General features: G+C 68.7%; 22 protein-coding genes, 1 pseudogene and 1 riboswitch. Of the genes and pseudogenes, 6 read left to right on the top strand and 17 right to left on the bottom strand.

The genetic code is table 11. The annotated features are described in order from the left end of the window. Positions 1-32: 32 nt before the first annotated feature. The 3 genes from gmhB to glyQ are packed head-to-tail and all read right to left on the bottom strand — an operon-like array spanning position 33 to position 3,733. Complete coding sequence (gmhB, locus tag CFB89_RS14045) at positions 33-596, bottom strand: D-glycero-beta-D-manno-heptose 1,7-bisphosphate 7-phosphatase (RefSeq protein ID WP_089468398.1); 564 nt, start codon at positions 594-596, stop codon at positions 33-35. A gap of 10 nt (positions 597-606) precedes the next feature. Then, positions 607-2,706: a glycine--tRNA ligase subunit beta gene (gene glyS, locus CFB89_RS14040; protein WP_089468397.1), complete on the bottom strand. Its 2,100-nt coding sequence runs from the start codon at positions 2,704-2,706 to the stop codon at positions 607-609. Positions 2,707-2,728: 22 nt separating this feature from the next. Next, positions 2,729-3,733, bottom strand: a complete 1,005-nt coding sequence (gene glyQ, locus CFB89_RS14035) for a glycine--tRNA ligase subunit alpha (RefSeq protein ID WP_089468396.1) — start codon at positions 3,731-3,733, stop codon at positions 2,729-2,731. A 320-nt stretch (positions 3,734-4,053) separates the two neighbouring features. Here glyQ and CFB89_RS14030 point away from each other — a divergent pair, with 320 nt between their 5' ends. Then, on the top strand, positions 4,054-5,754 hold the full coding sequence (locus CFB89_RS14030) for a tetratricopeptide repeat protein (protein WP_089468791.1): 1,701 nt from the start codon (positions 4,054-4,056) through the stop codon (positions 5,752-5,754). A gap of 54 nt (positions 5,755-5,808) precedes the next feature. Here the strand turns inward: CFB89_RS14030 and lnt are convergent, their stop codons facing one another. From lnt to CFB89_RS13995, 8 genes are all read right to left on the bottom strand, one after another. Next, positions 5,809-7,509 carry an apolipoprotein N-acyltransferase gene (gene lnt / locus CFB89_RS14025; RefSeq protein ID WP_089468395.1) on the bottom strand — a complete coding sequence of 567 codons (1,701 nt, stop codon included), beginning with the start codon at positions 7,507-7,509 and terminating at the stop codon, positions 5,809-5,811. Between the two features lie 52 nt (positions 7,510-7,561). Further along, positions 7,562-8,449 carry an HlyC/CorC family transporter gene (locus CFB89_RS14020; RefSeq protein ID WP_021160150.1) on the bottom strand — a complete coding sequence of 296 codons (888 nt, stop codon included), beginning with the start codon at positions 8,447-8,449 and terminating at the stop codon, positions 7,562-7,564. 291 nt (positions 8,450-8,740) lie between these two features. Beyond that, positions 8,741-8,890: a hypothetical protein gene (locus CFB89_RS34875; RefSeq protein ID WP_179233436.1), complete on the bottom strand. Its 150-nt coding sequence runs from the start codon at positions 8,888-8,890 to the stop codon at positions 8,741-8,743. Between the two features lie 43 nt (positions 8,891-8,933). After that, on the bottom strand, positions 8,934-9,566 hold the full coding sequence (locus CFB89_RS14015; RefSeq protein ID WP_089468394.1) for a gamma-glutamylcyclotransferase: 633 nt from the start codon (positions 9,564-9,566) through the stop codon (positions 8,934-8,936). Positions 9,567-9,578: 12 nt separating this feature from the next. Further along, entirely contained in the window at positions 9,579-10,355 is a 777-nt protein-coding gene (gene ybeY / locus CFB89_RS14010) for an rRNA maturation RNase YbeY (RefSeq protein ID WP_089468393.1), read from the bottom strand. Between the two features lie 148 nt (positions 10,356-10,503). Beyond that, entirely contained in the window at positions 10,504-11,550 is a 1,047-nt protein-coding gene (locus CFB89_RS14005; RefSeq protein ID WP_006477874.1) for a PhoH family protein, read from the bottom strand. A 33-nt stretch (positions 11,551-11,583) separates the two neighbouring features. Beyond that, positions 11,584-12,957, bottom strand: a complete 1,374-nt coding sequence (gene miaB, locus CFB89_RS14000; RefSeq protein ID WP_089468392.1) for a tRNA (N6-isopentenyl adenosine(37)-C2)-methylthiotransferase MiaB — start codon at positions 12,955-12,957, stop codon at positions 11,584-11,586. Between the two features lie 211 nt (positions 12,958-13,168). Beyond that, positions 13,169-14,101 (bottom strand): LysR family transcriptional regulator, encoded by a 933-nt coding sequence (locus tag CFB89_RS13995; RefSeq protein WP_089468391.1) that lies wholly within the window; start codon positions 14,099-14,101, stop codon positions 13,169-13,171. Between the two features lie 148 nt (positions 14,102-14,249). On the opposite strand from CFB89_RS13995, the pseudogene CFB89_RS13990 reads away from it, so the two are divergent. The 3 genes and pseudogenes from CFB89_RS13990 to ribB all read left to right on the top strand — a co-directional run bounded on the left by CFB89_RS13990 (position 14,250) and on the right by ribB (position 17,489). Beyond that, positions 14,250-15,424, top strand: a pseudogene (locus CFB89_RS13990) (MFS transporter). A 213-nt stretch (positions 15,425-15,637) separates the two neighbouring features. Continuing rightward, the gene (locus CFB89_RS13985) at positions 15,638-16,324 is read left to right on the top strand and encodes a helix-turn-helix domain-containing protein (RefSeq protein ID WP_089468390.1); all 687 of its coding nucleotides are present in this window, start codon (positions 15,638-15,640) and stop codon (positions 16,322-16,324) included. Between the two features lie 187 nt (positions 16,325-16,511). Then, positions 16,512-16,660, top strand: a riboswitch (FMN riboswitch). Between the two features lie 118 nt (positions 16,661-16,778). Further along, positions 16,779-17,489 (top strand): 3,4-dihydroxy-2-butanone-4-phosphate synthase, encoded by a 711-nt coding sequence (gene ribB, locus CFB89_RS13980; protein WP_006489272.1) that lies wholly within the window; start codon positions 16,779-16,781, stop codon positions 17,487-17,489. A 68-nt stretch (positions 17,490-17,557) separates the two neighbouring features. On the opposite strand, the gene CFB89_RS13975 is transcribed toward ribB, so the two are convergent. From CFB89_RS13975 to glpD, 4 genes are all read right to left on the bottom strand, one after another. Further along, positions 17,558-18,244, bottom strand: coding sequence for an HAD family phosphatase (locus CFB89_RS13975; RefSeq protein WP_089468389.1), 687 nt, complete (start codon positions 18,242-18,244; stop codon positions 17,558-17,560). Positions 18,245-18,524: 280 nt separating this feature from the next. Further along, positions 18,525-19,241 (bottom strand): MIP/aquaporin family protein, encoded by a 717-nt coding sequence (locus CFB89_RS13970; protein WP_050014615.1) that lies wholly within the window; start codon positions 19,239-19,241, stop codon positions 18,525-18,527. Positions 19,242-19,321: 80 nt separating this feature from the next. Beyond that, the gene (gene glpK / locus CFB89_RS13965) at positions 19,322-20,824 is read right to left on the bottom strand and encodes a glycerol kinase GlpK (RefSeq protein WP_089468388.1); all 1,503 of its coding nucleotides are present in this window, start codon (positions 20,822-20,824) and stop codon (positions 19,322-19,324) included. A gap of 111 nt (positions 20,825-20,935) precedes the next feature. After that, positions 20,936-22,459 carry a glycerol-3-phosphate dehydrogenase gene (gene glpD / locus CFB89_RS13960; RefSeq protein ID WP_089468387.1) on the bottom strand — a complete coding sequence of 508 codons (1,524 nt, stop codon included), beginning with the start codon at positions 22,457-22,459 and terminating at the stop codon, positions 20,936-20,938. 161 nt (positions 22,460-22,620) lie between these two features. Here glpD and CFB89_RS13955 point away from each other — a divergent pair, with 161 nt between their 5' ends. Beyond that, positions 22,621-22,989 (top strand): hypothetical protein, encoded by a 369-nt coding sequence (locus tag CFB89_RS13955; RefSeq protein WP_179233434.1) that lies wholly within the window; start codon positions 22,621-22,623, stop codon positions 22,987-22,989. Between the two features lie 93 nt (positions 22,990-23,082). Here CFB89_RS13955 and CFB89_RS13950 read toward each other — a convergent pair whose 3' ends face one another. Together CFB89_RS13950 and CFB89_RS13945 are read right to left on the bottom strand one after the other, a co-directional pair. Further along, a complete protein-coding gene (locus CFB89_RS13950) occupies positions 23,083-23,280 on the bottom strand; it encodes a hypothetical protein (RefSeq protein WP_050014609.1) in 198 nt (65 codons plus the stop codon). Positions 23,281-23,580: 300 nt separating this feature from the next. Continuing rightward, positions 23,581-24,360 (bottom strand): DeoR/GlpR family DNA-binding transcription regulator, encoded by a 780-nt coding sequence (locus CFB89_RS13945; protein ID WP_006493999.1) that lies wholly within the window; start codon positions 24,358-24,360, stop codon positions 23,581-23,583. Between the two features lie 209 nt (positions 24,361-24,569). Here CFB89_RS13945 and CFB89_RS13940 point away from each other — a divergent pair, with 209 nt between their 5' ends. Continuing rightward, positions 24,570-26,210: a gamma-glutamyltransferase family protein gene (locus CFB89_RS13940; RefSeq protein WP_089468385.1), complete on the top strand. Its 1,641-nt coding sequence runs from the start codon at positions 24,570-24,572 to the stop codon at positions 26,208-26,210. The last annotated feature ends 71 nt before the right edge of the window (positions 26,211-26,281 follow it).

Raw genomic sequence — 26,281 nt, 5'->3', positions numbered from 1 at the left:
TGGCGTTGGGGAGGATGCGCGCGGCAGCCGCATCACTCGTGTTCGTGTGAAAGAAAATCGAGCGCAAACGCGCGCAGGTCGTCGTGGACCTTCGTGTCGGGCGGCAGATTGCCCGCGGCGAGCGTCTTCTTGCCCTTGCCGGTCAGCACGAGGTGCGGCTGGAAGCCGACCTCGACGCCGGCCTGCAGGTCGCGCAGCGAATCGCCGACGACCGGCGTGTGACCGGGATCGATCTCGAAGCGCTCGGCGATCATCTGCATCATGCCGGGTTTCGGCTTGCGGCAGTCGCAGTGATCCTCCGCCGTGTGCGGGCAGAAGAACACCGCGTCGATGCGCGCGCCGACCGCGGCCGCCGCGCGATGCATTTTCAGGTGCATCTCGTTGAGCGCGGCCATGTCGAACAGCCCGCGACCGATGCCGGACTGGTTGGTCGCGACCACCACGCGGTAGCCCGCGTGGTTGAGCCGGGCGATCGCCTCGAAGCTGCCGGGCAGCGCGATCCATTCGTCGGGCGTCTTGATGAACGCATCCGAATCGACGTTGATCACGCCGTCCCGGTCGAGGACGACGAGCTTTCGGTTGGGGCTGGTCGGCATCGTGCGGCCCTTACGCGGCGAGCTTCGAGATGTCGGCGACGCAGTTCATCTGCTGGTGCAGCGCGGACAGCAGCGCGAGACGGTTCGCGCGCAGCGCCGGATCTTCCGCGTTGACCATCACGTCGTTGAAGAACGTGTCGACCGGCGCGCGCAGCGCGGCGAGCGCCGACAGCGCGCCCGTGTACGCACGCGCCTCGAGCTGCGACTGCACGTGCGGCGTGACGGCTGCGAGCTGTTCGTGCAGCGCCTTCTCGGCCGCCTCGACGAGCAGCGTCGGCTGCACCGCGCCGTTCGCGCCGCCTTCCGACTTCTTCAGGATGTTCGAGATCCGCTTGTTCGCGGCCGCGAGCGCTTCGGCTTCGGCGAGGCGCGTGAATTCGCGCACCGCGTCCAGGCGCGCGACGAGATCGTCGATGCGCGTCGGGTTCAGGCTCAGCACCGCGTCGATTTCGCCGGCCGAATAGCCGCGCTCGCGCAGCAGGCCGCGCAGGCGATCCATGAAGAACGCGAAGATCGCGTCGGTCGATTCGGCGACGCCCGGCACGCCGTCGAAGCGTGCGTGGGCCGTGCGCAGCAGCGACACGAGATCGAGCGGCAACTGCTTCTCGAGCAGCAGGCGCAGCACGCCGAGCGCGTGGCGGCGCAGCGCGAACGGATCCTTCTCGCCGGTCGGCGCGAGGCCGATGCCCCAGATGCCGACGATCGTTTCGAGCTTGTCGGCGAGCGCGACGGCGGTCGACACCGGCGTGGTCGGCAGTGCGTCGCCGGAGAAGCGCGGCTGGTAGTGCTCGGCGCACGCGAGCGCGACGTCGTCGGCTTCGCCGTCGTGACGCGCGTAGTACGTGCCCATCGTGCCCTGCAGTTCCGGGAATTCGCCGACCATGTCGGTCAGCAGGTCGGCCTTCGCGAGACGCGCGGCGCGCTTCGCGTGCGCGGTGTCGGCGCCGATCGCCGGGGCGATCTCGCCGGCCAGCGCCTCGAGGCGCTCGACGCGCGCGAGCGCCGAACCGAGCTTGTTGTGATAGACGACGTTCGCGAGTTGCGGCACGCGCTCGGCGAGCGGCTTCTTCTTGTCCTGCTCGAAGAAGAACTTCGCATCGGCGAGGCGCGGGCGCACGACGCGCTCGTTGCCTTCGACGATCTCGCCCGGCGTCTTCGTCTCGATGTTCGACACGATCAGGAAGCGCGAGCGCAGCTTGCCGGCGACGTCGGTCAGCGCGAAATACTTCTGGTTCGTCTGCATCGTGAGGATCAGGCATTCCTGCGGCACCTGCAGGAATTCGTCCTCGAAGCGGCACGGGTAGACGACCGGCCATTCGACCAGCGACGTGACTTCGTCGAGCAGCGCTTCGGGCATCACGACCGTGTCGCCGTTCGCATGTTCGTTCAGTTGCGTGCGGATCGTTTCGCGGCGATCGGCGAAGTGCGCGATCACGCGGCCCTTGTCGCGCAGCGTGTCGGCATAGGCGCGGGCATGCTGGATCGCGACGAGTCCGTCGGACAGGAAGCGGTGGCCGAGCGTCGTATCGCCGGCATCGACGCCGAACGCGGTGACGGGCACGACGCGGTCGTCGTGGAGCACCGTCAGGCGATGCACCGGGCGCACGAACTTCACGTCCGAGCCGTCCGGGCGCTGGTACGTCATGAATTTCGGGATCGGCAGCTTCGCGAGCGCTTCGTCGAGCGCGGCCTGCAGGCCGTCGGCGAGCGTGGCGCCGGCCGCCGAGTAGTTGATGAAGAACGCTTCGGCCTTGCCGTCCTGCGCGCGTTCGAGATCGGCGATCGACGCGTTCGGGTGGCCGAGCGCCGCGAGCTTCTTCGCGAGCGGGGCCGTCGGCTTGCCTTCGGCGTCGAGCGCGACCGACACCGGCAGGACTTTTTCGCGGACCTGCTTGTCGGGCGCGACGGCGCGCACGTTCTGCACGACGACCGCGAGGCGGCGCGGCGTGGCGTAGCGCTCGAACACGAGTTCGCCTTCGACGAGGTCGCGCGCGGCGAGGCGTTGGGCGATACCTTCGGCGAACGCGTCGCCGAGGCGCGCGAGGGCCTTCGGCGGCAGCTCTTCGGTCAGCAGTTCGACGAGCAGGGGGGCGGGATGATTGTGCGTCATGTCTGGAATAAATCTCGTCTCGTCAGTCCTGATCGATCTTGCGTTCGACCTTGAGCGGCGGCGCCCATGCCGGTTGCGCGGCGTCCTGGGCGTCGGTGGTGAGGCCCGGCACGCCCGGCGGGTTGCCGAGCATCGGGAAGCCGAGCTTCTCGCGCGAGTCGTAGTAAGCCTGCGCGACGAGACGCGACAGCGCGCGGATGCGGCCGATGTACGCTGCCCGCTCGGTGACCGAGATCGCGCCGCGCGCGTCGAGCAGGTTGAACGTGTGGCCGGCCTTCAGCGCGAGCTCGTACGCGGGCAGCGCGAGCTGCGCGTCGATCATCTTCTTCGCTTCCGCTTCGTAGCTGTTGAAGAACGTGAACAGCAGGTCGACGTTCGCGTGCTCGAAGTTGTAGGTCGACTGCTCGACCTCGTTCTGGTGGTACACGTCGCCATACGACAGGCGGCGCAGCTCGGGGCCGTTCGGGCCTTGCTCTTCCCACTCGGTCCACACGAGGTCGTACACGTTCTCGACCTTCTGCAGGTACATCGCGAGGCGCTCGAGGCCGTACGTGATCTCGCCGAGCACCGGCTTGCATTCGAGGCCGCCGACTTCCTGGAAATACGTGAACTGCGTGACTTCCATCCCGTTCAGCCACACTTCCCAACCGAGGCCCCACGCGCCGAGCGTCGGGTTTTCCCAGTCGTCCTCGACGAAGCGCACGTCGTTCTGCTTCAGGTCGAAGCCGAGCGCCTCGAGCGAGCCGAGGTACAGGTCGAGGATGTTTTCCGGCGCCGGCTTGAGCACGACCTGGTACTGGTAGTAGTGCTGCAGGCGGTTCGGGTTTTCGCCGTAGCGGCCGTCCTTCGGGCGGCGCGACGGCTGCACGTACGCGGCGCGCCACGGCTCGGGGCCGACCGCGCGCAGGAACGTGTGGACGTGCGACGTGCCCGCGCCGACTTCCATGTCGATGGGCTGGAGCAGGGCGCAACCCTGCTTGTCCCAGTAGGACTGCAGCGTCAGGATGATTTGCTGAAACGTAAGCATGAAGAGCCTTCGTGGCGCTGGCGCTCCGTTGCGGGCGGCGCTCCGGGCGGGCCCGGAGGGTCGGCTCGCGCGGCGGCGCGGCTTGTTAGTGTGCTGAAACGCGTAATTTTACCGGATCGGCGACCGGATGCGGCCGGAAGGCGGATGCCGGCACCGCCGGCCTGCTTCCCGCGGCCCGCGCGCGCATGGCCCACGGGCGCCGCGGGGCCGCGTGCGACCTGCCGCGACGTGCGTGCCGTACCGCTTCGCGCGGGCGTTAAGATGCGTGTATTGCGGCGCGCGCCATGCGTGCCGCGTCACCGCTTGCCGATGCCGACTGCATGGACGAACCGAACGACATTCTGATTCCGCTGCTTCCGCCGTTTCTCGCCCTGCTCGGGCAGGCCGCCGACGCGCAGGCGCGCGGCGAGCGCGCCGCGCACGATCTGTGGCTGGCCGCCGCCGCCCATCTGCATGCGGTCGATGCCGACGCGCTGGCGCGGCTCACGACGGCGCTCGTCGCGCGGCAGCGCACGGCCGACGCGATTGCGCTCGCCGAATGCGCGGTGCGCGCGCAGCCGGGCGCAAGCACGTATTTCAACCACGGCTATGCGCTGCAGGTGGCCGGCCGTCACGCGGATGCGGTCGCGCCGTACCGCGCGGCGCTTGCGATCGATGCCGGCTGGCCGTCGCTGCGCAACAACCTCGCGATCGCGCTGCGATTGTCGGGCGGTGAACGCGCGGAGGAGATCGCGCTGCTCGACGCGGCTGTGAAGCACGATCCGCGGGACGTGCAGGCATGGATCAACCTCGTCGTCGCGCGGATCGCGACGCATGACCTCGACGGCGCGCTCGCGTGCGCCGCGCGGCTCGCCGATCTCGCGCCCGACAATGCGCTCGCGATGAACAACGTCGCGATGGCGATGAAGGAGGCGCAGCGCTGGGACGACGCCGAGCGCCATGCGGCGCGTGCGTGCGAGCTGGCGCCCGACGACGCATCGTTCCGCTTCAATCTCGCGATCATCCAGCTGGTGCGCGGCAACCATGCGGTCGGCTGGCGCGGCCACGAGGCGCGCTGGGACGGCGCGGGCGAGTTGCGCGGTCGCCGGCCGGCGCTGCCGGGCCCGCGCTGGCAGGGCGAACCGCTCGCCGGCAAGACGCTGCTGGTGTGGGGCGAGCAGGGGCTCGGCGACGTGCTGCAGTTCTGCCGTTTCGTCGCGCCGCTCGCCGAGCGCGTGCATCGCGAGGGCGGCCGGCTCGCGTGGAATACGTTTCCGGCGCTCGGCACGCTGATGCAGCGCAGCCTCGGCGTGCACGCGGACGTGTTCGGCGCGGGCGGCGGCGTCGATGCGCTGCCGGCGTTCGATTACGAAGTGCCGCTGATCGGCCTGCCGCTGATGCTCGGCATGGAGGCGTCGACGCTCGCCGCGTCGGTGCCGTACCTGCGGGCCGAGCCGGCCGCATGCGACGCATGGCGCGCGCGGCTCGCGGGCGACGGCCGGCTGAAGGTCGGGCTCGTGTGGACGGGCAGTGCGGGCCACCAGCGCAATCCGTTCCGGCGCGTCGGGCTCGAGCGCTACGCGAGCGCGTTTCGCGGCATCGACGGCGTTACGTTCTATTCGCTGCAGCCGGGTGCGGATGCGGATGTCGCCGCCGCGCGCGCGGCCGGTTTCGCGATCGAAGACTATACGGCCGAATTGACGAGCTTCGACGACACGGCCGCGTTCATCGGCGCGCTGGATCTCGTGATCACCGTGTGCACGTCGGTCGCGCATCTGGCCGGCGCGCTCGGCGCGCGCACGTGGGTGCTGCTCGACGTGAATCCGCACTGGCCGTGGCTGCTCGATCGCCGGGACAGCCCGTGGTATCCGACCGCGACGCTGTACCGCCAGCCGACGTTCGGCGCGTGGGCGCCGGTGATGGACGAAGTGAGCCGCGACTTGCGGGCGCTCGCCGCGCAGCCGGATCCGTCGGATCAATCGGATCAATCGGATCAATCGGATCAATCGGATCAATCGGAGCGGCCGGCCCGGCAGGCCTGAGGAGCCGGCCGGTTCGCGCTCACGGGCCGCCGCGCGCGGCAGCGGCCCGTCGCGTCATTGCGCTGCGTCGTCGCCGGGCTTCCGGCCGTTGCGTCGGCGCAGCCCGGGCCCGAACGTGAAGCCGAACGCGAGCAGCACGAACGACACCGCGAGCACGATGTTGTTGCCGCTCATCACGTACGGCGTGAAGCCGCTCGTGCCTTCGATCCGCACGTCGAGCGAGCCGATCGTGAACGGCTTCAACTGGCCGAGCACGCGCCCGTGCGCGTCGATCGCGGCCGTCATCCCCGTGTTGGTCGAGCGCAGCATCGGCCGGCCCGTTTCGAGCGAGCGCATCCGTGCGATCTGCAGATGCTGGTCGAGCGCGATCGTGTCGCCGAACCACGCGAGGTTCGTCACGTTGACGAGCACGCCGGGCGGCTGCGGGTTGTCGCGGATCGTCGCGGCGATTTCCTCGCCGAACAAGTCCTCGTAGCAGATATCGGCCATCACCGGCTGGTTGTGCACGAGGAACGGCTTCTGCACCGGCGCGCCGCGCGCGAAATCGCCGAGCGGCATCTTCATCAGGTTGACGAACCACCGGAAGCCCCACGGAATGAATTCGCCGAAGGGCACGAGGTGATGCTTGTCGTAGTGATAGATGTCGCGCGAGTTCGGCGTCACGCCGTACAGACTGTTCGTGTAGTCGAAGTAGCGGCCGTCCTCGGTCACCGATGCGCCGACTGCGCCGAACAGCACGGCCGAGCCGGTCGTGTCGCTGAACTTGCGGATCGCGACGGCGAACGGCTCGGGCAGCTCCTGGATCATCACCGCGATCGCGGTCTCGGGCGTGACGATCAGGTCGGCCGGCTTCTCGACGATCATCTGCTGGTACATCTTGATCGCCGCGTCGATGCCTTCCTGCTCGAACTTGATGTCCTGCTTCACGTTGCCTTGCAGCAGCCGCACGGTGAGCGGCGCGTTCGCGGGCACGGTCCATGTGACCTGCGACAGCCCGAGCCCGGCCGCGACGAGCACGACGGCGATGCCGGCCGGCGCGGCGATGCGCACGCGAGCGTCGCCGCCCGATGCGCCGGCTTCGCCGTCACGCACCGGCGACGGGCGCGCGGCGGCGAGCGCCTGCACGACGAGCGCGGCGAACAGCGCGAGCACCCATGCGATCCCGTATACGCCGACCACGGGCGCGAAGCCCGCGAACGGGCCGTCGACCTGCGGGTAGCCGCTGCCGAGCCACGGAAAGCCGGTGAACACGGTGCCGCGCAGCCATTCGCCGAGCGCCCACGCGCTCGCGAACGCGAACGCGCCATGCCAGGTCGGCGAGAACGGCCGCGGGTCGGGCGCGCGGCGATGCCACGCATGGCCCGCGCAGAACGACCACAGCCCGGCCGAGAACGCCGGGTACAGCGACAGGTACAGCGCGAACAGCACGAGCGCGCCGCCCGCGAGCGGCGCGGCCATTTCGCCGTACACGTGCATGCTGATGTAGAGCCACCAGACGCCGCTGATGAAGTTGCCGAAGCCGAACGCGCCGCCGGTGAGCGCGGCGCCGCGCCAGCTCGACGTGCGCGTGAGCTGCGCGAAAAACCAGACGAATACGACGAGCTGCAGCCAGCCGCCGTGCGGCGTGGGCGCGAAGCTGAGCGTATTGGCCGCGCCGGCGAGCAGCGCGGCCGGATAGTGCCAGCGCGGCAGCGCGCGGGCGGGCGCCGGCGCGAGAAGGCCGCCAGCCGGGCGGGACGGAATCGGATCGTCCATGTGAAGCGGAAGAGGGCGAGCGGTTGAAGGAGGGGCGGCTGGCGCGGAACGGTCAGTCTTCGTGCGAGGTTTCGGCGCGACGGCTGGCGAGCGGGTTGCGGCGCACCAGCAGCACGTGAACCTGGCGCGCATCGCCGCGCTGGATTTCGAACACGAGGTTGCCGAGCTGCAGCTTCTCGCCGCGGTGCGGCACGCGTCCGAAATGATGGGTGATCAGGCCGCCGATCGTGTCGACTTCGTCGTCGGGGAAATCGGTGCCGAACGTCTCGTTGAACTGTTCGATCTCGGTGAGCGCGCGCACGCGGTAGCGGCCGTCCGGCCCCGAGATGATGTTGCCGGCTTCCTCGTCGAAGTCGTATTCGTCCTCGATGTCGCCGACGATCTGTTCGAGCACGTCCTCGATCGTGATCAGGCCCGCCACGCCGCCGTATTCGTCGACGACGATCGCCAGGTGGTTGCGGTTCACGCGGAAGTCGTGCAGCAGCACGTTCAGGCGCTTCGATTCCGGAATGAACACGGCCGGGCGCAGCATCCCGCGCACGTCGAATTCTTCCTCGGCGTAGAAGCGCAGCAGATCCTTCGCGAGCAGCACGCCGATCACGTTGTCGCGGTTCTCCTCGTACACTGGGTAGCGCGAGTGCGCCTTTTCGAGGACGAACGGGATGAAATCCTCGGGCTTGTCGGCGATGTTGATCGCGTCCATCTGCGCGCGCGGCACCATGATGTCGCGCGCGCACAGATCGGAGACCTGGAACACGCCTTCGATCATCGACAGCGAATCGGCGTCGATCAGGTTGCGTTCGTGGGCGTCCTGGAGGATTTCCAGCAGCTCGCCGCGGGATTCGGGCTCGGGCGAGATGAAGTCGGTCAGGCGCTCGAGCAGCGAGCGCTTTTCTTGCGGTTTGTCGGTTGGCTTACGACTGGGATACGAATCGTTCATGGTGGTGCGCCCGGGTCATGCCGGGGCGCGCGGTCACGGAGTAGGCAAGGATACACCAAGGGCACGACGCGACCGTGTCACCCGGCCGTACGGCCAGGGTGGGCGGCTCGCGCGGGCCCCGCTCGCGGACGGCCGCGCGGGGCGCGTCGTCGTCGGGTCCATCCTATCGCAGAAAGCGCCGGCGGGGCGCGGCGGCAAAAAAATGGCGGCGGGCAGGGCGGGCGGCCGGACGCGGGAAACGGCCGGCGAGGCGGCATTCCGCCGCAGGCGGGCGCACGCGTCGCACGCGGCTCAGAACCGCATGCCGGCCGAGCAGCCGCCGGCGGCCGCGCCGTTGGTCGCGGCGCCGCCGCAGCCGAGTATCCCGCAGCCGGATAGCACGACGCTCGCGGCGACGAGCAGCGCGGCGATCCTGCAACGCGACCGGCGGGACGGTTTCATCGAAGGGGTCCTCGTTCGGATGCGCGGGCGGCGCGGTGCCGGATCATCGGCATCGCGCCAGCAACCCTTCGAGCGCGCGGTCGGGGATGCCGCTCGCGCGCAGCGCGTCGACCGTGCGGCTCACGTAGTCGAGCGTGGTGCCGTAGCGGCCGGCCGCGCAGCCGAACACTTCCTTCACGACGGCGTCGGTCAGCTTGCCCGTATAGGTCGGTGCGTCGCGACGCATCACGAACGCGAGCGCGTTCACGCGTTCGCCGGTCTCGAGCGAGCACGGCAGCCACGCGGGCCGGTACGAGCCCATCGGCATTTCGCGCTTCCACAACGTCTCGAGATGCGGCTGCGCGGTCGGGCCGGCGAGCCGGAATGCGATGCCCGAGCACGAGCCGCCGCGATCGAGCGCGAGCACGAGGCCCGGCCGTTCGGGGGTGCCGCGATTCACCCGCGACCACAGGTAGAGCCCGCGGTGATAGCCGTGCACCTTGCCGCGCACGGCGGCGACGGTCGGCAGCCCGGGATTCCAGATCAGCGAGCCATAGCCGAACAGCCAGAGATCCTGCCGGCCGTCCCATTCGCGCATCGTGTGCGCGAGCGACGCCGCGAGCTCGTCTTTCGTCAGTAGGCGTCCTTCGCCGATCGACGGCGGGTAGGCGGGCGGCAGCATCGCGGCGTGGCGCATCGGGCGGACGGCTTACTGGTACGGGTTCGGGAAACCCAGTTTCGCGAGGATGTCGACTTCGAGCGCTTCCATTTCGGCCGCGTCCTCGTCGCTCGTCTCGTGGTCGTAGCCCTGCGCGTGCAGCGCGCCGTGCACCAGCAGGTGCGCGTAATGGGCCGCGAGCGGCTTGCCCTGGTCGTGCGCTTCCTTCTCGACCACCGGGCAGCACAGCACGAGGTCGCCGATCACGGTGCCGTCAGGCGCCGGGTCGTACGCGAAGGTCAGCACGTTGGTCGGATAGTCCTTGTGACGGTAGCCGGCGTTCAGCGTACGGCCTTCGTTCTCGCCGACGAAACGCACGGTGAGCTGCGCGCTCGCGAACAGCGCCGGTTCGATCCATTCGGCGATCAGCTTGCGCTTCGGCAGCGTCTTGCGCACGTCGCTCGTGATCTCGTCGCCGTACTGCACGGACAGGTCGAATTCCAGCGCGCGCGGCCCGTCTTCGGGATCGTCTTCGCGCGGTGCGAACTCGGCGCCGACGTGCAGTGTCACGCTGTCGTAGTGCTCGGGCTGCAGCGCGAGCTTCGCGCGCATCGCCGGATCGTTGTGCTGCGCGACGATCGCGACGGCCGCGTCGCCCGAGCTGCCCGACAGGTCGAACATCAGGCTGCGGCCGTCCGGGAAGTCGATCCGCAGCCCTTGCGCGTTGACGGTGCGGGCTTTGCCCTTCGCGTCGAACAGCGAAAGGCGGGGGGATTCGGACGCGGCGGACGATGCGCGACCGGACTTGCGGGAACGGGAGGATTTCATGACGCGTGCGGCGATTGGGACGCGTCGAGGATACACCAAACGGCCGATCGCGCCCGAATTCGGACCGGCCGCGCGCGGGCGAAAAAAAGCCCGGCGCGCCGTCTGGCGGGCCGGGCCGGGAGGTGGGGGGCAGCGCGCGCGCCGCCGCTCAGCCGTCCTGATGCTGCGCGTGGAACTCGTCGTACGCCTCGACGATGCGCGCGACGAGCGGATGGCGCACCACGTCCGCGCTCGTGAAGCGCGTGAGCGCGATGCCGCGCACGCCGCCGAGCACCTGCTGCGCCTCGACGAGGCCGCTCTTATGGCCGCGCGGCAGGTCGACCTGGCTCGTGTCGCCGGTCACGACCGCCTTCGAGCCGAAGCCGATCCGCGTGAGGAACATCTTCATCTGCTCGGGCGTGGTGTTCTGCGCCTCGTCGAGGATGATGAACGCGTGGTTCAGCGTGCGGCCGCGCATGTACGCGAGCGGCGCGATCTCGATCATCTGGCGCTCGAACATCTTCGCCGTCTTGTCGAAGCCGAGCAGGTCGTACAGCGCGTCGTACAGCGGACGCAGGTACGGGTCGACCTTCTGCGCGAGATCGCCGGGCAGGAAGCCGAGCCGCTCGCCGGCCTCGACGGCCGGGCGCGTCAGCACGATCCGCTTGACCTGGTCGCGCTCGAGCGCGTCGACCGCGCACGCGACCGCGAGGTAGGTCTTGCCGGTGCCGGCCGGCCCGATGCCGAACGTCACGTCGTGCTGCAGGATCTGCTTTAGGTATTCGCGCTGGGCGGGCGTGCGGCCGCGCAGGTCGGCGCGCCGCGTGTAGAGCTTCGGCCCCGGCTCTTCCTCCGGCTCGCTGGCGTCGAGCTGCGCGACGGGCTCGTCGAACGGATGGTCGGGGTCGCCGCGAAAGCGCACGTCGACCGTGTCCTGGCGGCCGTTGCCGGCCGTGTGGCGCACTTCGACCAGCGCGAGCTGGATGTCGTCGACCGACAGCGGATCGCGCGCGCGGTTGTAGAAGTTTTCGAGCGCGGCGAGCGCGAGCTTGGCGCCGCGCCCTCGGATCGTGATCCGGTGGCCGCGCCGCGCGAGCGTGACGTCGAGCGCCTGTTCGATCTGCCGCAGGTTTTCGTCGAGCGGGCCGCAGAGGTTGGCGAGGCGCGCGTTGTCGTCGCGCGGGGCGGTGAATTCCAGTGCTTGGACGGTCTTCAAAGTAGCGTCGGGCTCCTGTCGGGCGTCGGTCGGTCAGTGGGTGGCCGCGCTCGCGTCGTCGCTGACGAGCAGGAGCTCGCCGCGCAGCGAATGCGGGTACGCATGGTTGATCTTCACGTCGATCATCTGGCCGATCAGGCGCGGGTGCGACGCGAGCGGCGCCGGGAAATTCACCACACGGTTGTTCTCGGTGCGGCCCGCGAGCTCGTTCGGGTCCTTGCGCGACGGGCCCTCCACGAGGATCCGCTCGACCTTCCCGACCATCGACTGGCTGATGCGCGCGACGTTCTCCTCGATCGTCGCCTGCAGATGTTGCAGGCGTTTGAGTTTCACCTCGCGCGGCGTGTCGTCGGCGAGATTCGCGGCCGGCGTGCCGGGGCGCGGGCTGTAGATGAACGAGAAGCTGGTGTCGTAGCTCATCTCGTGCACGAGCGCCATCATCTTGTCGAAATCCTCCTCGGTCTCGCCGGGGAAGCCGACGATCATGTCGGTCGACAGCGACAGGTCGGGGCGGATCGCGCGCAGCTTGCGGATCACCGACTTGTATTCGAGCACCGTGTAGCCGCGCTTCATCGCCATCAGGATGCGGTCGGAACCGTGCTGGACCGGCAGGTGCAGGTGGCTCACGAGCTTCGGCACCTTCGCGTACGTGTCGATCAGGCGCTGCGTGAATTCCTTCGGGTGCGACGTCGTGTAGCGGATCCGCTCGATGCCGGGGATGTCGGCGACGTATTCGATCAGCGTCGCGAAATCGGCGATGTCGGTCGAACCGGCCGTCAGCGTGCCGCGGTAGGCGTTCACGTTCTGGCCGAGCAGCGTGACTTCGCGCACGCCCTGGTCGGCGAGGCCGGCCACTTCGGTCAGCACGTCGTCGAGCGGGCGCGACACTTCATCGCCGCGCGTGTACGGCACCACGCAGTAGCTGCAGTACTTCGAGCAGCCTTCCATGATCGACACGAACGCGCTCGGCCCCTCGACGCGCGCGGGCGGCAGGTGGTCGAACTTCTCGATTTCGGGGAACGTGATGTCGACCTGCGCGCGGCCGCTCGCGCGGCGCGCGTCGATCATCTGCGGCAGGCGATGCAGGGTTTGCGGGCCGAACACGAGGTCGACGTACGGCGCGCGCGACACGATCGACGCGCCTTCCTGGCTCGCGACGCAGCCGCCGACGCCGATCAGCAGGCCCGGCTTCGCTTCCTTCAGCTCGCGCACGCGGCCGAGATCGGAGAACACCTTTTCCTGCGCCTTCTCGCGCACCGAGCACGTGTTGAACAGGATGATGTCGGCGTCTTCCGGCGTGTCGGTCTTTTCGAGGCCTTCGGCCGCATTGAGCACGTCCACCATCTTGTCCGAGTCGTACTCGTTCATCTGGCAGCCGAAGGTCTTTACGTAAACTTTCTTGGTCATGGGGATTCGCCGTTCGCAGTGGTTGACCTGGGGGCGTCGTCAAGGGTGAATCGGGACGGCCGTGCGCGGCACGCGAATCGCGCGCATCGGGCAGGCAAGGCCGTCGGGAAAGCCTTCCATTATAGCTTTTCACGTCACGCGGACGGGCGGCCGGTTGCGGGCGTGCGACGCCGGGTTTCGCGTTCCGACCCTGAAGTGGTGGGGCCGGCCGTCAGCGGCACGCGTTCAGCAGGTCGTCGAGCGCCGCTTCCTCGCGCGCGAAGCGCTCGGCGAGGAAATCGAGCAGCGCGCGCACGCGCGGCGCCATGTAGCGCTTGCTGTGATAGATCACGTGCAGCGGCGCGTCCTGGTGCCGCCAGTCGGGCAGCAGCACGCGCAGCCGGCCCGCGCGGACGTCGTCGGCGATGTCCCACAGCGACTTCAGCGCAATGCCGTGGCCGCGCAGCGTCCATTCGCGCGTGAGGCCGCCGTCGTTGGTCTCGAACGCGGTCGCCACCGGCACCGTGTGGATCTGCACTTCGTCGCCGCGCGTGAAATGCCAGGTGTTCATCGGGCCGGACGCGATCGTGATCACGTTGCAAGGAAAGCGGGCCAGGTCGTGCGGATCGGCCGGCACGCCATGGCGTTCGACGAACGACGGCGCCGCGCACAGCACGCGCCGGTTGGTCGCAAGCCGGCGGGCGATCAGCGCGCCGTCGGGCGGCGCGGCGAAGCGGATCGCGAGGTCGATCTCGTCCTGCCACAGGTTCGACGACGAATCGGACGCCGTCAGCGAGAACGTGACGCCCGGATGCAGCGTCGTGAATTCGTGGAGCCAGTCGAGCAACTGGTGACGGCCGAAATCGGACGTCGACGACAGCCGCACCTTGCCGCTCACGACGTTGCGGCCTTCCTGCAGCATCGCATCCGCGTCGTCGAGCGCCTGCAGCGCTTGCCGGCAGCAGTTCAGGTACAGCCTGCCTTCGTCGGTGAGCCGCAGTTGGCGCGTCGAGCGCTCGAACAGCCGCGTCGCGATCTTCGCCTCGAGCTTCGCGAGCCGCGCGCTCGCGGCGGCCGGCGTCAGGTTCAGCTTGCGCCCGGCGGCGGACAGGCTGCCCAGCTCCGCCGCCTCGACGAACAGCCGGATATCGCCCAGTCGGTCCATGCGATTTTCCAGAAATATTTGAAAATGGTTCAAATGCCACGCCAATTATCAAATATAGGCGTCTTCGGGACAATGCGCGCACATCCCGCTTTCTTGTGCGGTGCGGCACCCGACCACGCGCCGCAGCCGCCGCCTTCCGGAGAACGTCATGCCCATTCCGCTCCTGGCGCTCGCGATCAGCGCCTTCGCCATCGGCACCACCGATTCATCATCATGGGCCTCTTGCCCGAAGTCGCGCACGACCTCGCCGTGTCGCTGCCGTCGGCCGGCCTGCTCGTCACCGGCTACGCGCTCGGCGTCGCGGCCGGCGCGCCGCTGCTCGCGGTGCTGACGAGCCGCATGCCGCGCAAGGCCGCGCTGCAACTGCTGATGGCGATCTTCATCGTCGGCAACGTGCTGTGCGCGACCGCGTCCGGCTACGCGATGCTGATGGTCGCGCGCGTCGTCACGTCGTTCGCGCACGGCTCGTTCTTCGGGATCGGCGCGGTGGTCGCCGCGTCGCTCGTGCCGGCCGACAAGCGCGCGAGCGCGATCGCGCTGATGTTCACCGGGCTCACGCTGTCGAACGTGCTGGGCGTGCCGTTCGGCACGTTCGTCGGCCAGGTGCTCGGCTGGCGCGCATCGTTCTGGATCGTCGCCGCGCTCGGCGTGCTCGCGCTCGGCGGCGTGGCCGCGCTGGTGCCGAACCGCCGCGACGGCGGGCCGGTCGGCCTCGGCCACGAAGTGCGCGTGCTGAAGGAGCCGCAGGTGTGGCTCGCGCTGCTGATGACCGTGCTCGGCTTCGGCGGCGTGTTCGTCGTGTTCACCTACATCGCACCGATTCTCGAGACCGTGTCGGGCTACTCGCCGCGCGCGGTCGCGCTGATCCTCGTGCTGTTCGGCGCGGGACTGACGATCGGCAACACGATCGGCGGCAAGCTGGCCGACCGCGCGCTGATGCCGTCGCTGATCGCGATCCTCGTCGCGCTGATGGCCGTGATGGCCGTGTTCGCGAAGACGAGCCACCTGCCGGTCGCGGCTGCGGTTACGGTATTCGTCTGGGGGATCGCCGCGTTCGCGACGGTGCCGCCGCTGCAGGCGCGCGTGGTCGAGAAGGCCGCGAGCGCGCCGCATCTCGCGTCGACGCTGAACATCGGCGCGTTCAACGTCGGCAACGCGGGCGGCGCTTGGCTCGGCGGCCTCGCGCTGGAACACGGCTTCGCGCTCGATGCGCTGCCGTGGGTCGCGGTCGCGGTGACGTTCGCGGCGCTGGTCGTCACGTGGCTCGCGATGCGGCTCGATGCGCGCGGCCCGGCACGCGGCGCGGCGCCGGCGGCGCGGTGAGCGCCGTCACGGCCCGCTGCGCGGCGACGCCATGGCGGCGGGAAAAGGTTCGCGAGAAACACATTCCTCCGCGATGCTGATAACGGTGTGAAGATAACTTCGTTTGCCCGTACCAGGCCGGGTGATAGCGTCTCGATACGCGCCAACGACCGGCGCAACCCGATTCCGGCTTACCCCCTACGCAGGGCCGCGCAGCGGCCCGAAGGCCATGCTATGTCTTCATCCCTGGCGCTCGTGCGCGACGTGTCTTCCTTCGAGTCCGGTAATGCCGCCGACGGGCGCGGCTCCGCGTCGTTCGACGTGCTCGAGCAGGTCGTCGGCGTGAATCTCGCGCGCTTGCGCGCCGAGCGGCAACTGTCGCTCGATGCGCTCGCCCGGCTGTCCGGCGTGTCGCGCGCGATGCTCGCGCAGATCGAATCCGCGCGCAGCGTGCCGTCGATCAAGGTGCTCTGCAAGATCGCCGCGGCGTTGAAGGTGTCGGTCGCCGCGTTCCTGCGGCGCCATGCGGTGAACGGTTTCGAGCATCTGGCGGCCGAGCGCGCGTCGCGCGTCGTCAGCTCGAACGGCCGTTTTTCGGCACGTGCGTTGTATCCGGAGGGCGAGCCGGCCGCGGCCGAATTCCACGAGCTGCGGATCGCGCCGCTGCATACCGAGCCGGGCGCGCGCCGCGCGCCCGGCACGACGGTCAACCTCGTCGTCAGCGAAGGCACGCTCGAAGTGAGCGTGCACGACCGCCGCCAGTTGCTCGCGACCGGCGACGCGATCGTGTTCGACGCCGACCAGCCGTACAGCCTGCGCAACCCGGGCGACAGCGAAGCGCGTGCGTTCCGCGTGACGGTGAGCCCCGAGGTGCCGCCGCGCTGGCTCGTGCCCGACGCGGCGCACGCGGCCGTCAACTGATCGCGCAGGCCGAGCGGCGCGGCGGTGCGCCCCGATCGTCGCGGGATCGCGAGCGGGCGCTCCGGCCGTTCCGACGATGCCGTTAGACGGGGTCGTCAGTAAGGTTTTACCGGTCATTCGCTGCGCGTCGCGTGCGGCTGTTGTATGCTTGGCTCGCCGGTGACGGGGCGTTCCCGCCCGGCAATCAGTGCGTCTTCAGGGCGGGGCGAAATTCCCCACCGGCGGTAGGCTGGCGTAAGCCGGCGAGCCCGCGAGCGCCCGCGCATCCGCGCGGGGTCAGCAGATCTGGTCGAATGCCAGAGCCGACGGTCACAGTCCGGATGAGAGAAGATGTGCAGATAGTCATGTCCGTCAGGGCCGCTTCGCGCTGCATGCGAAGCGGGTTGTCGTTCTGTCTGTTTGCAATGCCCTGAAACGTTTTTCGCCCAAATCGTCTTTGCGAGGAGCGTTTCACATGTCCTTGATGTCCGTTTCGTCGGCGCCTGCCGACGCCTTTGCCGATCTCCCTCTGCTGGATTCCGAACCGGTGCCGCCGCGCATCGCCGCCGCGCTCGACGCGATGCGCGCAGGCCGCGCGGTCGTGCTGCAGGACGACCACGACCGCGAGAACGAAGCCGACCTGATCGTCGCCGCCGAGCGCATCACGCCCGAGACGATGGCGCTGCTGATTCGCGAGTGCAGCGGCATCGTGTGCCTGTGCCTGACCGACGACACGGTGCGGGCGCTCGAACTGCCGCCGATGGTGCAGACCAACGAAAGCCGCAACGGCACCGCGTTCACCGTGTCGATCGAGGCGCGCGAAGGCGTGCATACCGGCGTGTCGGCGGCCGATCGCGTGACGACGATTCGCGCGGCGATCGCCGACGGCGCGAAGCCGCACGACATCGTGCGCCCCGGCCACGTATTTCCGTTGCGTGCGCAACCGGGCGGCGTGCTCGCGCGCCGCGGTCACACCGAGGGCACGGTCGACCTGTCGATTCTCGCGGGCCTGAAGCCGGCCGGCGTGCTGTGCGAGCTGATGAATCCGGACGGCACGATGACGCGCGGCGACGATGTCGAGCGCTTCGCGCAACGGCACGGGCTGCCGATGCTGACGATCGCGGAACTCGTCGAGTTCCGCGAGGCGCTGGCCGCGGCGCGCGAACGCTGCTGCGAGCCGGCTTGAGCGAAGGAAAGGCGCGCGTTCGCGCGTCCGTAGCGCGGCCGGATCGACCGATCCGGCCCGAATGACGATCAGGACTGCACGTCGCCGAATTCGCCGCGCATGCCGGCTTCGACGAGCGCCGGCAGTTCTTCCATCCTGCGCATGATCCGCGTGATGCCCATCGCGCGCAGCGCGTCCGCGTAGTTGTCGGGGATGTGGCTCGCGCCGACGAACGCGATCGTCTTCATCCCGGCCGCGCGCGCGGCATTCAACCCCGAGATGCTGTCCTCGACGACGACGCAGCGCGCCGGCGCGACACCGAGCGTGTGCGCCGCGTGCAGGTAGACGTCGGGGTAGGGCTTCGGCCGCGCGACCTGTTCGGCGCTGAACACGCGCTCGCCGAAGATCTCGGTGAGCGATGCGCGCTTGAGCGAGCTGCGCACGCGCACGAGCCGGCTGTTCGACACGACGGCGGCCGGCAGCGTGACCTTCAGCAGCGCATCGCGCACGCCGCTGATCGGCGCGAGCGATTGCGCGAGCGCGACCTCGATGTTGTGCTCGATGGTCTCGATGAAGTTGGCGGGCATTTCGATCCCGAAGCGGGATTCGATGCCGGTGAGGAAACGCGACGTCTGCTGGCCGAATGCCGACTTCGCGGCGGCTTCGAAATCGAGGTTCGGGAACGTGGCGGACAGCGTGTCGAGCAGCACGCGGTCGGCGATGACTTCGCTGTCGACGAGCACGCCGTCGCAGTCGCAGATGAGGTGATCGAGCATGGTGATGAAAACGCGGGATATCGGCGACGCCGATCGATTCGCCATCATACGTGCTTTCACGCGCGGACCGTGCGGCGCGGCGGTCAATGTGCCCGATGCGGCCGCGTACGCGTGCCGGTAGCGTTCGAGGAGGAACGGTTCGGGCGTGTCCGTCGCGATGCCGCCCGAGTGGCGAATGGAGTCGGCCTCGCGCCCGGGTCGCGGCTCATGACGACCGAGGGAAAAAAGAGGGGAGCGACGCGCGCGGCAGCGAACGCCGCACGCGTCGTTCAGACCGCGATCAGGCCATCGCGTGCAGGCGCAGATACAGGCCGGCCGCCGCGGCGCCGCCGAGCAGCGGGCCGATCACCGGCACCCACGCATAGCGCCAGTCGCTGTCGCGCTTGCCCGGAATCGGCAGCAGCGCATGCATGATGCGCGGCGACAGGTCGCGCGCGGGGCTCATCGCATAGCCGGTCGGGCCGCCGAGCGAGATGCCGATGCCGAGCACCAGCAGGCCGACGGGCAGCGCGTCGAGCGCGCCGAGGCCGACCTGCGGCGATGCGAGATACAGCACGCCGAGGATCAGCACGAACGTGCAGATCGCTTCGGTCAGCACGTTGTGCGTGGTGCTGCGGATCGCGGGCGCCGTGCAGAACACCGCGAGCTTCAGGTCCGCATCGGCTTCCTTCGCGAAGTGCTGGCGATACGCGAGCCACACGAGCAGCGCGCCCGCCATCCCGCCGAGCATCTGCGCGAGCACGTAGCCGCCGACTTTCGACCACGCGAACTTGCCCGCGAGCGCGAGGCTGATCGTGACGATCGGGTTCAGGTGCGCGCCGCTGAACGACGCGGTCACGTAGACCGCGACGAATACCGCCATCGCCCAGCCCATCACGATCACGATCAGGTCCGCGCCTTTGCCCTTGGTCTTTGCAAGCAGCACGTTTGCAACCGCGCCGTTGCCGAGCAGCACGAGGATCGCGGTGCCGATGAATTCTGCAATATAAGGTGACATGGTTGTCTCTCGAAGTCACGGCGGACTCGCGCGCTGCGCGGTCCGCCGGTGTTGTTGTATGTCGTTTGGTGTTGTTCGGATTACTGCGTGTCGTCGGCCCATGCCTTCGCGGCACGTACCGCACGTTGCCAGCCGGCCATGCGCTGCTCGACCTGCTCCTTCGGCATCGACGGCGCGAAGCGGCGATCGAGCTGCCACTGGCTGCGCACTTCGTCGAGGTTCTTCCAGTAGCCGATCGCGAGGCCCGCGAGATAGGCCGCGCCGAGCGCGGTCGTCTCGGTGATCTGCGGACGCACCGCGTCGACGCCGAGCAGGTCGGCCTGGAACTGCATCAGCAGGTCGTTCGCGCTCGCGCCGCCGTCCACTCGCAGCTCGCCGATGCTGATGCCCGAGTCGGCCTCCATCGCGGCCAGCACGTCGAGCGACTGGTACGCGATCGCATCGAGCGCCGCGCGCGCGAGGTGCGCGGCCGTCGTGCCGCGCGTGACGCCGAACACCGAGCCGCGGGCCCGCGCGTTCCAGTGCGGCGCGCCGAGGCCGGCGAACGCGGGTACGAGATACACGCCGTCGGTATGAGGCACGCTCGCGGCCAGCGCCTCGATCTCGGCGGCCGTCTTGATGAGGCCGACGCCGTCGCGCAGCCACTGCACGACCGCGCCCGCGATGAAGATGCTGCCTTCGAGCGCGTACTGCACGTCGTCGCCGATCTGCCACGCGATCGTCGTGACGAGGTTGTTCTTCGACTCGATCGGTTTGTCGCCGGTGTTCATCATCAGGAAGCAGCCGGTGCCGTAGGTGTTCTTCACCATGCCCGACGTCGTGCACATCTGGCCGAACAGCGCCGCGTGCTGGTCGCCGGCGATGCCCGCGAGCGGGATCTTCGACGCGAACACGGTGGTCTTCGTGTGGCCGTAGATCTCCGACGACGCCTTGACTTCCGGCAGCATGCTGCGCGGGATGTCGAGCAGTTCGAGCAGCTCGCTGTCCCACTCGCGCGTATGGATGTTGAACAGCATCGTGCGCGACGCGTTCGTCACGTCGGTCACGTGCAGCTCGTGCTTCGTGAAGTTCCACACGAGCCAGCTGTCGACGGTGCCGAACGCGAGCTTGCCCTGCCTGGCCTTCTCGCGCGCACCCGGCACGTTGTCGAGGATCCAGCGGATCTTCGTCGCGGAGAAGTACGAGTCGATCGGCAGGCCGGTCTTCGCGCGCACCTTCGCTTCGAGTCCCTGCTTCTTCAGCGAATCGCAGAAGTCGGCCGTGCGGCGATCCTGCCAGACGATCGCGTTGTAGACGGGCTGGCCCGTCTCGCGATCCCAGACGATCGTCGTCTCGCGCTGGTTCGTGATGCCGATCGCCGCGATCGACGTGCCGTTCAGGCCCGTGCGCGTGACGGCTTCCGCGGCGACGCCGGCTTGCGTCGACCAGATTTCCTGCGGGTCGTGCTCGACCCAGCCGGGTTGCGGGTAGATCTGTTCGAATTCCTTCTGGGCGATCGATACGATATTGCCCTGGCGATCGAACAGCATCGCGCGGGAACTCGTGGTGCCCTGGTCAAGCGCGAGGATGTACTGGTCCTGCATGTCTCTCATCTCCATCCGTGGATAGGCTTAGTTGTGATGCGCGCCGCATGTGGGCGGCGCGTCGGTGAATCAACGTCGGTCAGGCAACTGCAACTGCAATGTGCATTCGAGTCACGCGTGCGGCGCATGCGCGGCGGCGAACCACGCGTCGACCGCGGCGGTCACGGCGTCGAGCGTGCCGGGCGCGACGTGCAGGCCCAGCTTCGAGCGGCGCCACAGCACGTCCTGCGCGCAGGTCGCCCATTCGGCGTCGCGCAGGTAGCGCAGTTCGGCGTCGTGGATGCCCGGCGCGATTTCGGCGCCGAGGTCGGCGAGCGAGCTCGCGCCGTCGACCACGCGCTCCGCACGCGTGCCGTACGCGCGCGCATAGCGGCGTGCGAGCGCGGCGGGCAGCCACGGATGGCGTTTCGCGAACGCGCTGGCGAACGCGTCGAATTTCGCGTCGGCGATATCGCCGCCGGGCAGCGCGACGCCCGCCGTCCAGGTTTTCGCGTCGCGGCCGAGCGCGCGGCACAGCATGTCGCCGGCTTCTTCCGCGAGCTTGCGGAACGTCGTGATCTTGCCGCCGAACACCGACAGCAGCGGCGCGCCCGCGCCGTCGTCGAGTTCGAGGCGATAGTCGCGCGTGACGGCCGACGCGTTCGCCGCGTTCTCGTCTTCCAGCAGCGGGCGCACGCCCGAATAGGTCCAGTGCACGTCGGCCGGCGAGATCTTGCGCTTGAAGTAGCGGTTGATCGAATCGCACAGATACTGCGTTTCGTCGCGATCGATCGCGACCTTCGCGGGATCGTTCGTGTATTCGACGTCGGTCGTGCCGATCAGCGTGAAGTCGTGCTCGTACGGAATCGCGAAGATGATCCGCTTGTCCGGGTTCTGGAAGATGTACGCGTGATCGTGATCGAACAGGCGGCGCGTAATGATGTGACTGCCCTTCACGAGCCGCACGCTGTGATGCGCGCCGCGGCCGAGCGCGCCGTGCAGCACGTCGCCGACCCACGGGCCGGCCGCGTTCGCGATCGCGCGCGCCTGCACGACGCGGATCGAGCCGTCGGCCTGCTGGAGCCGCGCTTCCCATTCGTCGCCGCGGCGTTCGGCGGAAACGAGCTTCGTGCGGGTGAGGATCTCGGCGCCGCGCTCCTTCGCATCCATCGCGTTCAGCACGACGAGGCGGGCATCGTCCACCCAGCCGTCGGAATACACGAAGCCGCGCTTGATCGAGTCGATCAGCGGCGCGCCGGCCGCATGGCGGCGCATGTCGATGCCGCGCGAGCCGGGCAGCAGTTCGCGTTTCGCGAGGTGATCGTAGAGGAACAGGCCGATGCGGATCAGCCAGGCCGGGCGCAGGTTCGGCATGTGCGGCATCACGAAGCGCAGCGGCCACATGATGTGCGGCGCCGCGCGCAGCAGCGTCTCGCGTTCCTGCAGCGCCTTGCGCACCAGTCCGAACTCGTTGTACTCGAGATAACGCAGGCCGCCGTGAATCAGCTTCGTGCTGGACGACGACGTGTGCGACGCGAGGTCGTCCTGCTCGCAGAGCATGACCGACAGGCCGCGGCCGGCCGCATCGCGCGCGATGCCCGCGCCGTTGATGCCGCCGCCGACGACGAGCAGATCGTAGCGATTCGGTTGGGTCACCTGCTGTCCTTATCGTCTGTTGAAATAGGGCGAACATGAAATGTTCGAATTCGAAATTTAACGAACGAAATCGAAAAAGTAAAGTTCGATAAAGCGGGGCAGTAGCGTGCGACACGATCCCGGACGATACTGGCGAAATCGACCGTTTCGCGAGGTGAATCATGCGTATTGGGATGTGGGCCGGCGCGTGTGCCGTCCTTCTGGCGGGGTGCAGCGCGGGTACGCCGCCGCTCGCCGGCAACTGGCGGGCGCCGTCATTCGTCGATCTGCAGACGTCGTGCGGCGGCGCCGCACGCGACTGGGGCGCGGACGCGCAGCCGGTCTATTCGACGCTGTACGACGCGTACGTCGCGAAACGGTATCGCGGGCTGACCGAAGCGAACTATTGTGCGTTCGTAAACGAACTTTCGACCCACTACGTGGCGCCGGACGCGGCGGCACGCGCGGGCTGGATCGCGTATTTCAACGGGGCGCGCGCGCAGGCCATCAGTTGGCGGGCGGCGGTCGATCCGACGCTGCGCGGCGGTTGAAGCCGGCGGCGAACGGGCAGGCGGGAGGCGGGGAACGACCGCGCGGCCGGGAGGCCGGCCGCGCGATCAGGTCAAGGTCGGGAACAGCGGGGCTTACGAATAGCGGTACTTGACGGATCGCAGCGTGGCGTCGCCGGTCTCGGTCACGCAGTATCTGCGCCCCGAGCCGAGCCCTTCCAGGCGGACGAGCTGTTGTTCGAGCAGGATGTCCAGTTCATCCCGATCCATGTCGCGCTGATCAGGCGCGTCCTTCACAAGCAAGAGCGTGGCGAATTCATGCGGACTCAGCATCGTTCTCTCCATGGCAATCGGACTGCCCGCGCGGCCGGCGCATACGCCGACGCGCGATACCCCACGGGGTATGGCTTGGGGGGAAAGCTGTATTCGCCGGCCTTGAAATTCGCACCGCCCTGGCACAGGCGGATCGGCGAACGGGCCGGGGAACTGGAGTCTAGTCGAGCGCGCACGCAACGACAAATCGTGCCCCGTTAATTTTCCGTTTGACAGAAGCGCCCTCCCCAAGCGGTTCGCGCGGGGCGCCAACTTCTTGATTTCACTTGAAGTTTCAGGTGCGGTGCAGCATCGCAACCGTCATTCCGCGACGTACACCTGGGTGCCGGCCGCGGCCACCGTATCGGCCATCTCGGGCGGCAGCGGCTTGTCGGTGAAGAGCGCGTGCACCTGGCTCAGATGCCCCTGGCGCACGAGCGCCGGGCGGCCGACCTTCGAATGATCGGTGACGAGATAGACCGTGCGCGCATGCTGCATGATCGCCTCGGCGACGCGCACCTCGCGCGTGTCGAAATCGCGCAGCGTGCCGTCGGCCTCGATCGCCGACGTGCCGATGATCGCGTAGTCGACCTTGAACTGCCGGATGAAGTCGATCGCGAGCTCGCCGACGATGCCCTTGTCCCACGGCCGCACGATGCCGCCCGTGATCAGCACCTCGCAGTCGGGGTAGCCGCTCATCATCGACGCGACGTTCAGGTTGTTCGTGATCACGTGCAGCCCGTGATGGCGGTTCAGCGCGCGCGCGACTTCCTCGGTCGTCGTGCCGAGGTTGATGAACAGCGACGCCTGGTCGGGGATGTGCGACGCCGCGAGCGCCGCGATGCGCCGCTTCTCGTCGTGGAACATCCGCTGGCGCGCGGTGTACGACACGTTCTCCGAGCTGGTCGGCAGGCTTGCGCCGCCGTGGTAGCGGCGCAGCAGGTTCAGGTCCGCCAGCCAGTTCACGTCGCGGCGGATCGTCTGCGGCGTGACCGCGAAGTGCGCGGCGAGATCGTCGACGGTCACGAAGCCGTCGCGCTGCACCCATTCGAGCAATTCCTGCTGGCGCGCGTTGAGGGTGAGGCGGGGATCTCGGGTCATGGCTCGATGGTCGTGTCGTGAGACGGAGCGGGTATTGTAAGGGCGGTAACGGCGTTCGGCCGGCCTGCCGGGCGTCGGCGCCCATGATTCATGCGGAAATGGCATGGATTCATGTGACAAATGAATTTGCGCGATCGCGCTTATCGCGCTGGAATGGCGGACTGCCCGTTCGCGCGGGCACGTTCATCCAGCTTTCGCGAGGTGTATCGATGAGTGGCTTCAACTGGCACAACCCGTATCCGTCTACCCGCATTCCGGTGTTCGCGCGCAACGTCGTGTCGACGTCGCACCCGCTTGCCGCGCAGGCCGGGCTGCGGATGCTGTGGAAGGGCGGCAACGCGGTCGACGCGGCGCTGGCCGCGGCCGCCGCGATCACGGTGGTGGAACCCGTGTCGTGCGGGCTCGGCGGCGATGCGTTCGCGCTCGTGTGGGATGGCGAGCGACTGTCGGGGCTCAACGCATCGGGCGTTGCGCCGGCCGCATGGAACGTCGACTACTTCCGCAAGCGCCACGGCGAGGACGCCCGTGGCATCGCGAACAAGCCGACGCGCGGCTGGGACACCGTCACCGTGCCGGGCGTGATCGCGGGCTGGGAAGCACTGCACGCGAAGTTCGGTTCGCTGCCGTTCGCGGACCTGCTCGAGCCGGCGATCGAGATCGCGGAGCGCGGCTATTCGGTGCCGCCGATCGTCGCGCACAAGTGGGCGGCGGCCATTCCCGAACTGCAGGGCTTGCCCGGTTTCGCGGACACCTTCATGCCGCGCGGCCGCGCACCGCTCGTCGGCGAACGCGTGTGCCTGCCCGGTCATGCGCAGACGCTGCGCACGCTCGCGAAGGACGGCGCCCGGGCCTTCTACGAAGGCGCGCTCGCCGAGCGCATCGCCGCGTTCGCGCGCGAAGGCGGCGGCGCGCTGACCGAAGCCGACCTGCGCGCGTACCGGCCGGAATGGGTCGAGCCGATCGGCAAGCGCTTCGGCCGTCACACGATTCACGAGATCCCGCCGAACGGGCAGGGCATCGCCGCGCTGATCGCGCTCGGCATCGCCGAGCATGCGGGCCTGACCGAATGGCCGGTCGACTCGGTCGATTCGCAGCATCTGCAGATCGAGGCGATGAAGCTCGCGTTCGCCGACGTCTATCGCTACGTCGCCGACCCGCGCGCGATGGACGTCACGCCCGAACAGATGCTCGACGATGCGTACCTCGCCGAACGCGCGAAGCTGATCGATCGTGCGCGCGCGACGCACTTCGCCGCCGGCCGGCCGCATTCGGGCGGCACGATCTACCTGTCGGCGGCCGACGAGCGCGGGATGATGGTGAGCTTCATCCAGTCGAACTACATGGGCTTCGGTTCGGGGCTCGTCGTGCCCGGCGCCGGCATTGCGCTGCAGAACCGCGGGTACGGCTTCTCGATGGACCCGGCTTCGCCGAACGTCGTCGCGGGCGGCAAGCGGCCTTTCCACACGATCATCCCGGCGTTCGTCACCGAGGAAGCCAACGGCCGCACCGAGGCCGTGATGAGCTTCGGCGTGATGGGCGGCGACATGCAGCCGCAGGGCCATCTGCAGACCATCGTGCGGATGCTCGGCTATGGCCAGCAGCCGCAGGCCGCGTGCTGCGCGCCGCGCTGGAAGGTCAACCGCGACTTCACGCTCGACGTCGAGGCGACGATGAACCGCGCGACGGTCGACGCGCTGGCCGCCCGCGGCCATACGATCCAGTCGATCGACGATCCTTACATGGATTTCGGGTCCGGACAGTTCGTGTGGCGCCTCGATCCCGACGATCCGGAGCGCGGCTACGTGGCCGCGAGCGACAGCCGGCGCGACGGGCTGGCGGCCGGTTTCTGACGGATCGCTTCCAGCGTCCTTTGCAGTTTCCCGGCATCCCGGGCGGCCCGCCGGCCGCCCGTTTTCGTTTG

It is taken from the genome of Burkholderia sp. AU16741 (genome assembly GCF_002223345.1).
Taxonomy (GTDB): domain Bacteria; phylum Pseudomonadota; class Gammaproteobacteria; order Burkholderiales; family Burkholderiaceae; genus Burkholderia; species Burkholderia sola.
The sequence above is the reverse complement of the archived record's forward strand: the minus strand, read 5'-3'. Positions and strand labels throughout refer to the sequence as shown.

What these genes read in the sequence shown, in the direction of transcription:
- gmhB (WP_089468398.1), bottom strand. Translation starts at nt 596, where the DNA reads ATGCCGACCAGCCCCAACCGAAAGCTCGTCGTCCTCGACCGGGACGGC.
- glyS (WP_089468397.1), bottom strand. Translation starts at nt 2,706, where the DNA reads ATGACGCACAATCATCCCGCCCCCCTGCTCGTCGAACTGCTGACCGAA.
- glyQ (WP_089468396.1), bottom strand. Translation starts at nt 3,733, where the DNA reads ATGCTTACGTTTCAGCAAATCATCCTGACGCTGCAGTCCTACTGGGAC.
- CFB89_RS14030 (WP_089468791.1), top strand. Translation starts at nt 4,054, where the DNA reads ATGGACGAACCGAACGACATTCTGATTCCGCTGCTTCCGCCGTTTCTC.
- lnt (WP_089468395.1), bottom strand. Translation starts at nt 7,509, where the DNA reads ATGGACGATCCGATTCCGTCCCGCCCGGCTGGCGGCCTTCTCGCGCCG.
- CFB89_RS14020 (WP_021160150.1), bottom strand. Translation starts at nt 8,449, where the DNA reads ATGAACGATTCGTATCCCAGTCGTAAGCCAACCGACAAACCGCAAGAA.
- CFB89_RS34875 (WP_179233436.1), bottom strand. Translation starts at nt 8,890, where the DNA reads ATGAAACCGTCCCGCCGGTCGCGTTGCAGGATCGCCGCGCTGCTCGTC.
- CFB89_RS14015 (WP_089468394.1), bottom strand. Translation starts at nt 9,566, where the DNA reads ATGCGCCACGCCGCGATGCTGCCGCCCGCCTACCCGCCGTCGATCGGC.
- ybeY (WP_089468393.1), bottom strand. Translation starts at nt 10,355, where the DNA reads ATGAAATCCTCCCGTTCCCGCAAGTCCGGTCGCGCATCGTCCGCCGCG.
- miaB (WP_089468392.1), bottom strand. Translation starts at nt 12,957, where the DNA reads ATGACCAAGAAAGTTTACGTAAAGACCTTCGGCTGCCAGATGAACGAG.
- CFB89_RS13995 (WP_089468391.1), bottom strand. Translation starts at nt 14,101, where the DNA reads ATGGACCGACTGGGCGATATCCGGCTGTTCGTCGAGGCGGCGGAGCTG.
- CFB89_RS13985 (WP_089468390.1), top strand. Translation starts at nt 15,638, where the DNA reads ATGTCTTCATCCCTGGCGCTCGTGCGCGACGTGTCTTCCTTCGAGTCC.
- ribB (WP_006489272.1), top strand. Translation starts at nt 16,779, where the DNA reads ATGTCCTTGATGTCCGTTTCGTCGGCGCCTGCCGACGCCTTTGCCGAT.
- CFB89_RS13975 (WP_089468389.1), bottom strand. Translation starts at nt 18,244, where the DNA reads ATGCTCGATCACCTCATCTGCGACTGCGACGGCGTGCTCGTCGACAGC.
- CFB89_RS13970 (WP_050014615.1), bottom strand. Translation starts at nt 19,241, where the DNA reads ATGTCACCTTATATTGCAGAATTCATCGGCACCGCGATCCTCGTGCTG.
- glpK (WP_089468388.1), bottom strand. Translation starts at nt 20,824, where the DNA reads ATGCAGGACCAGTACATCCTCGCGCTTGACCAGGGCACCACGAGTTCC.
- CFB89_RS13955 (WP_179233434.1), top strand. Translation starts at nt 22,621, where the DNA reads ATGCGTATTGGGATGTGGGCCGGCGCGTGTGCCGTCCTTCTGGCGGGG.
- CFB89_RS13950 (WP_050014609.1), bottom strand. Translation starts at nt 23,280, where the DNA reads ATGCTGAGTCCGCATGAATTCGCCACGCTCTTGCTTGTGAAGGACGCG.
- CFB89_RS13945 (WP_006493999.1), bottom strand. Translation starts at nt 24,360, where the DNA reads ATGACCCGAGATCCCCGCCTCACCCTCAACGCGCGCCAGCAGGAATTG.
- CFB89_RS13940 (WP_089468385.1), top strand. Translation starts at nt 24,570, where the DNA reads ATGAGTGGCTTCAACTGGCACAACCCGTATCCGTCTACCCGCATTCCG.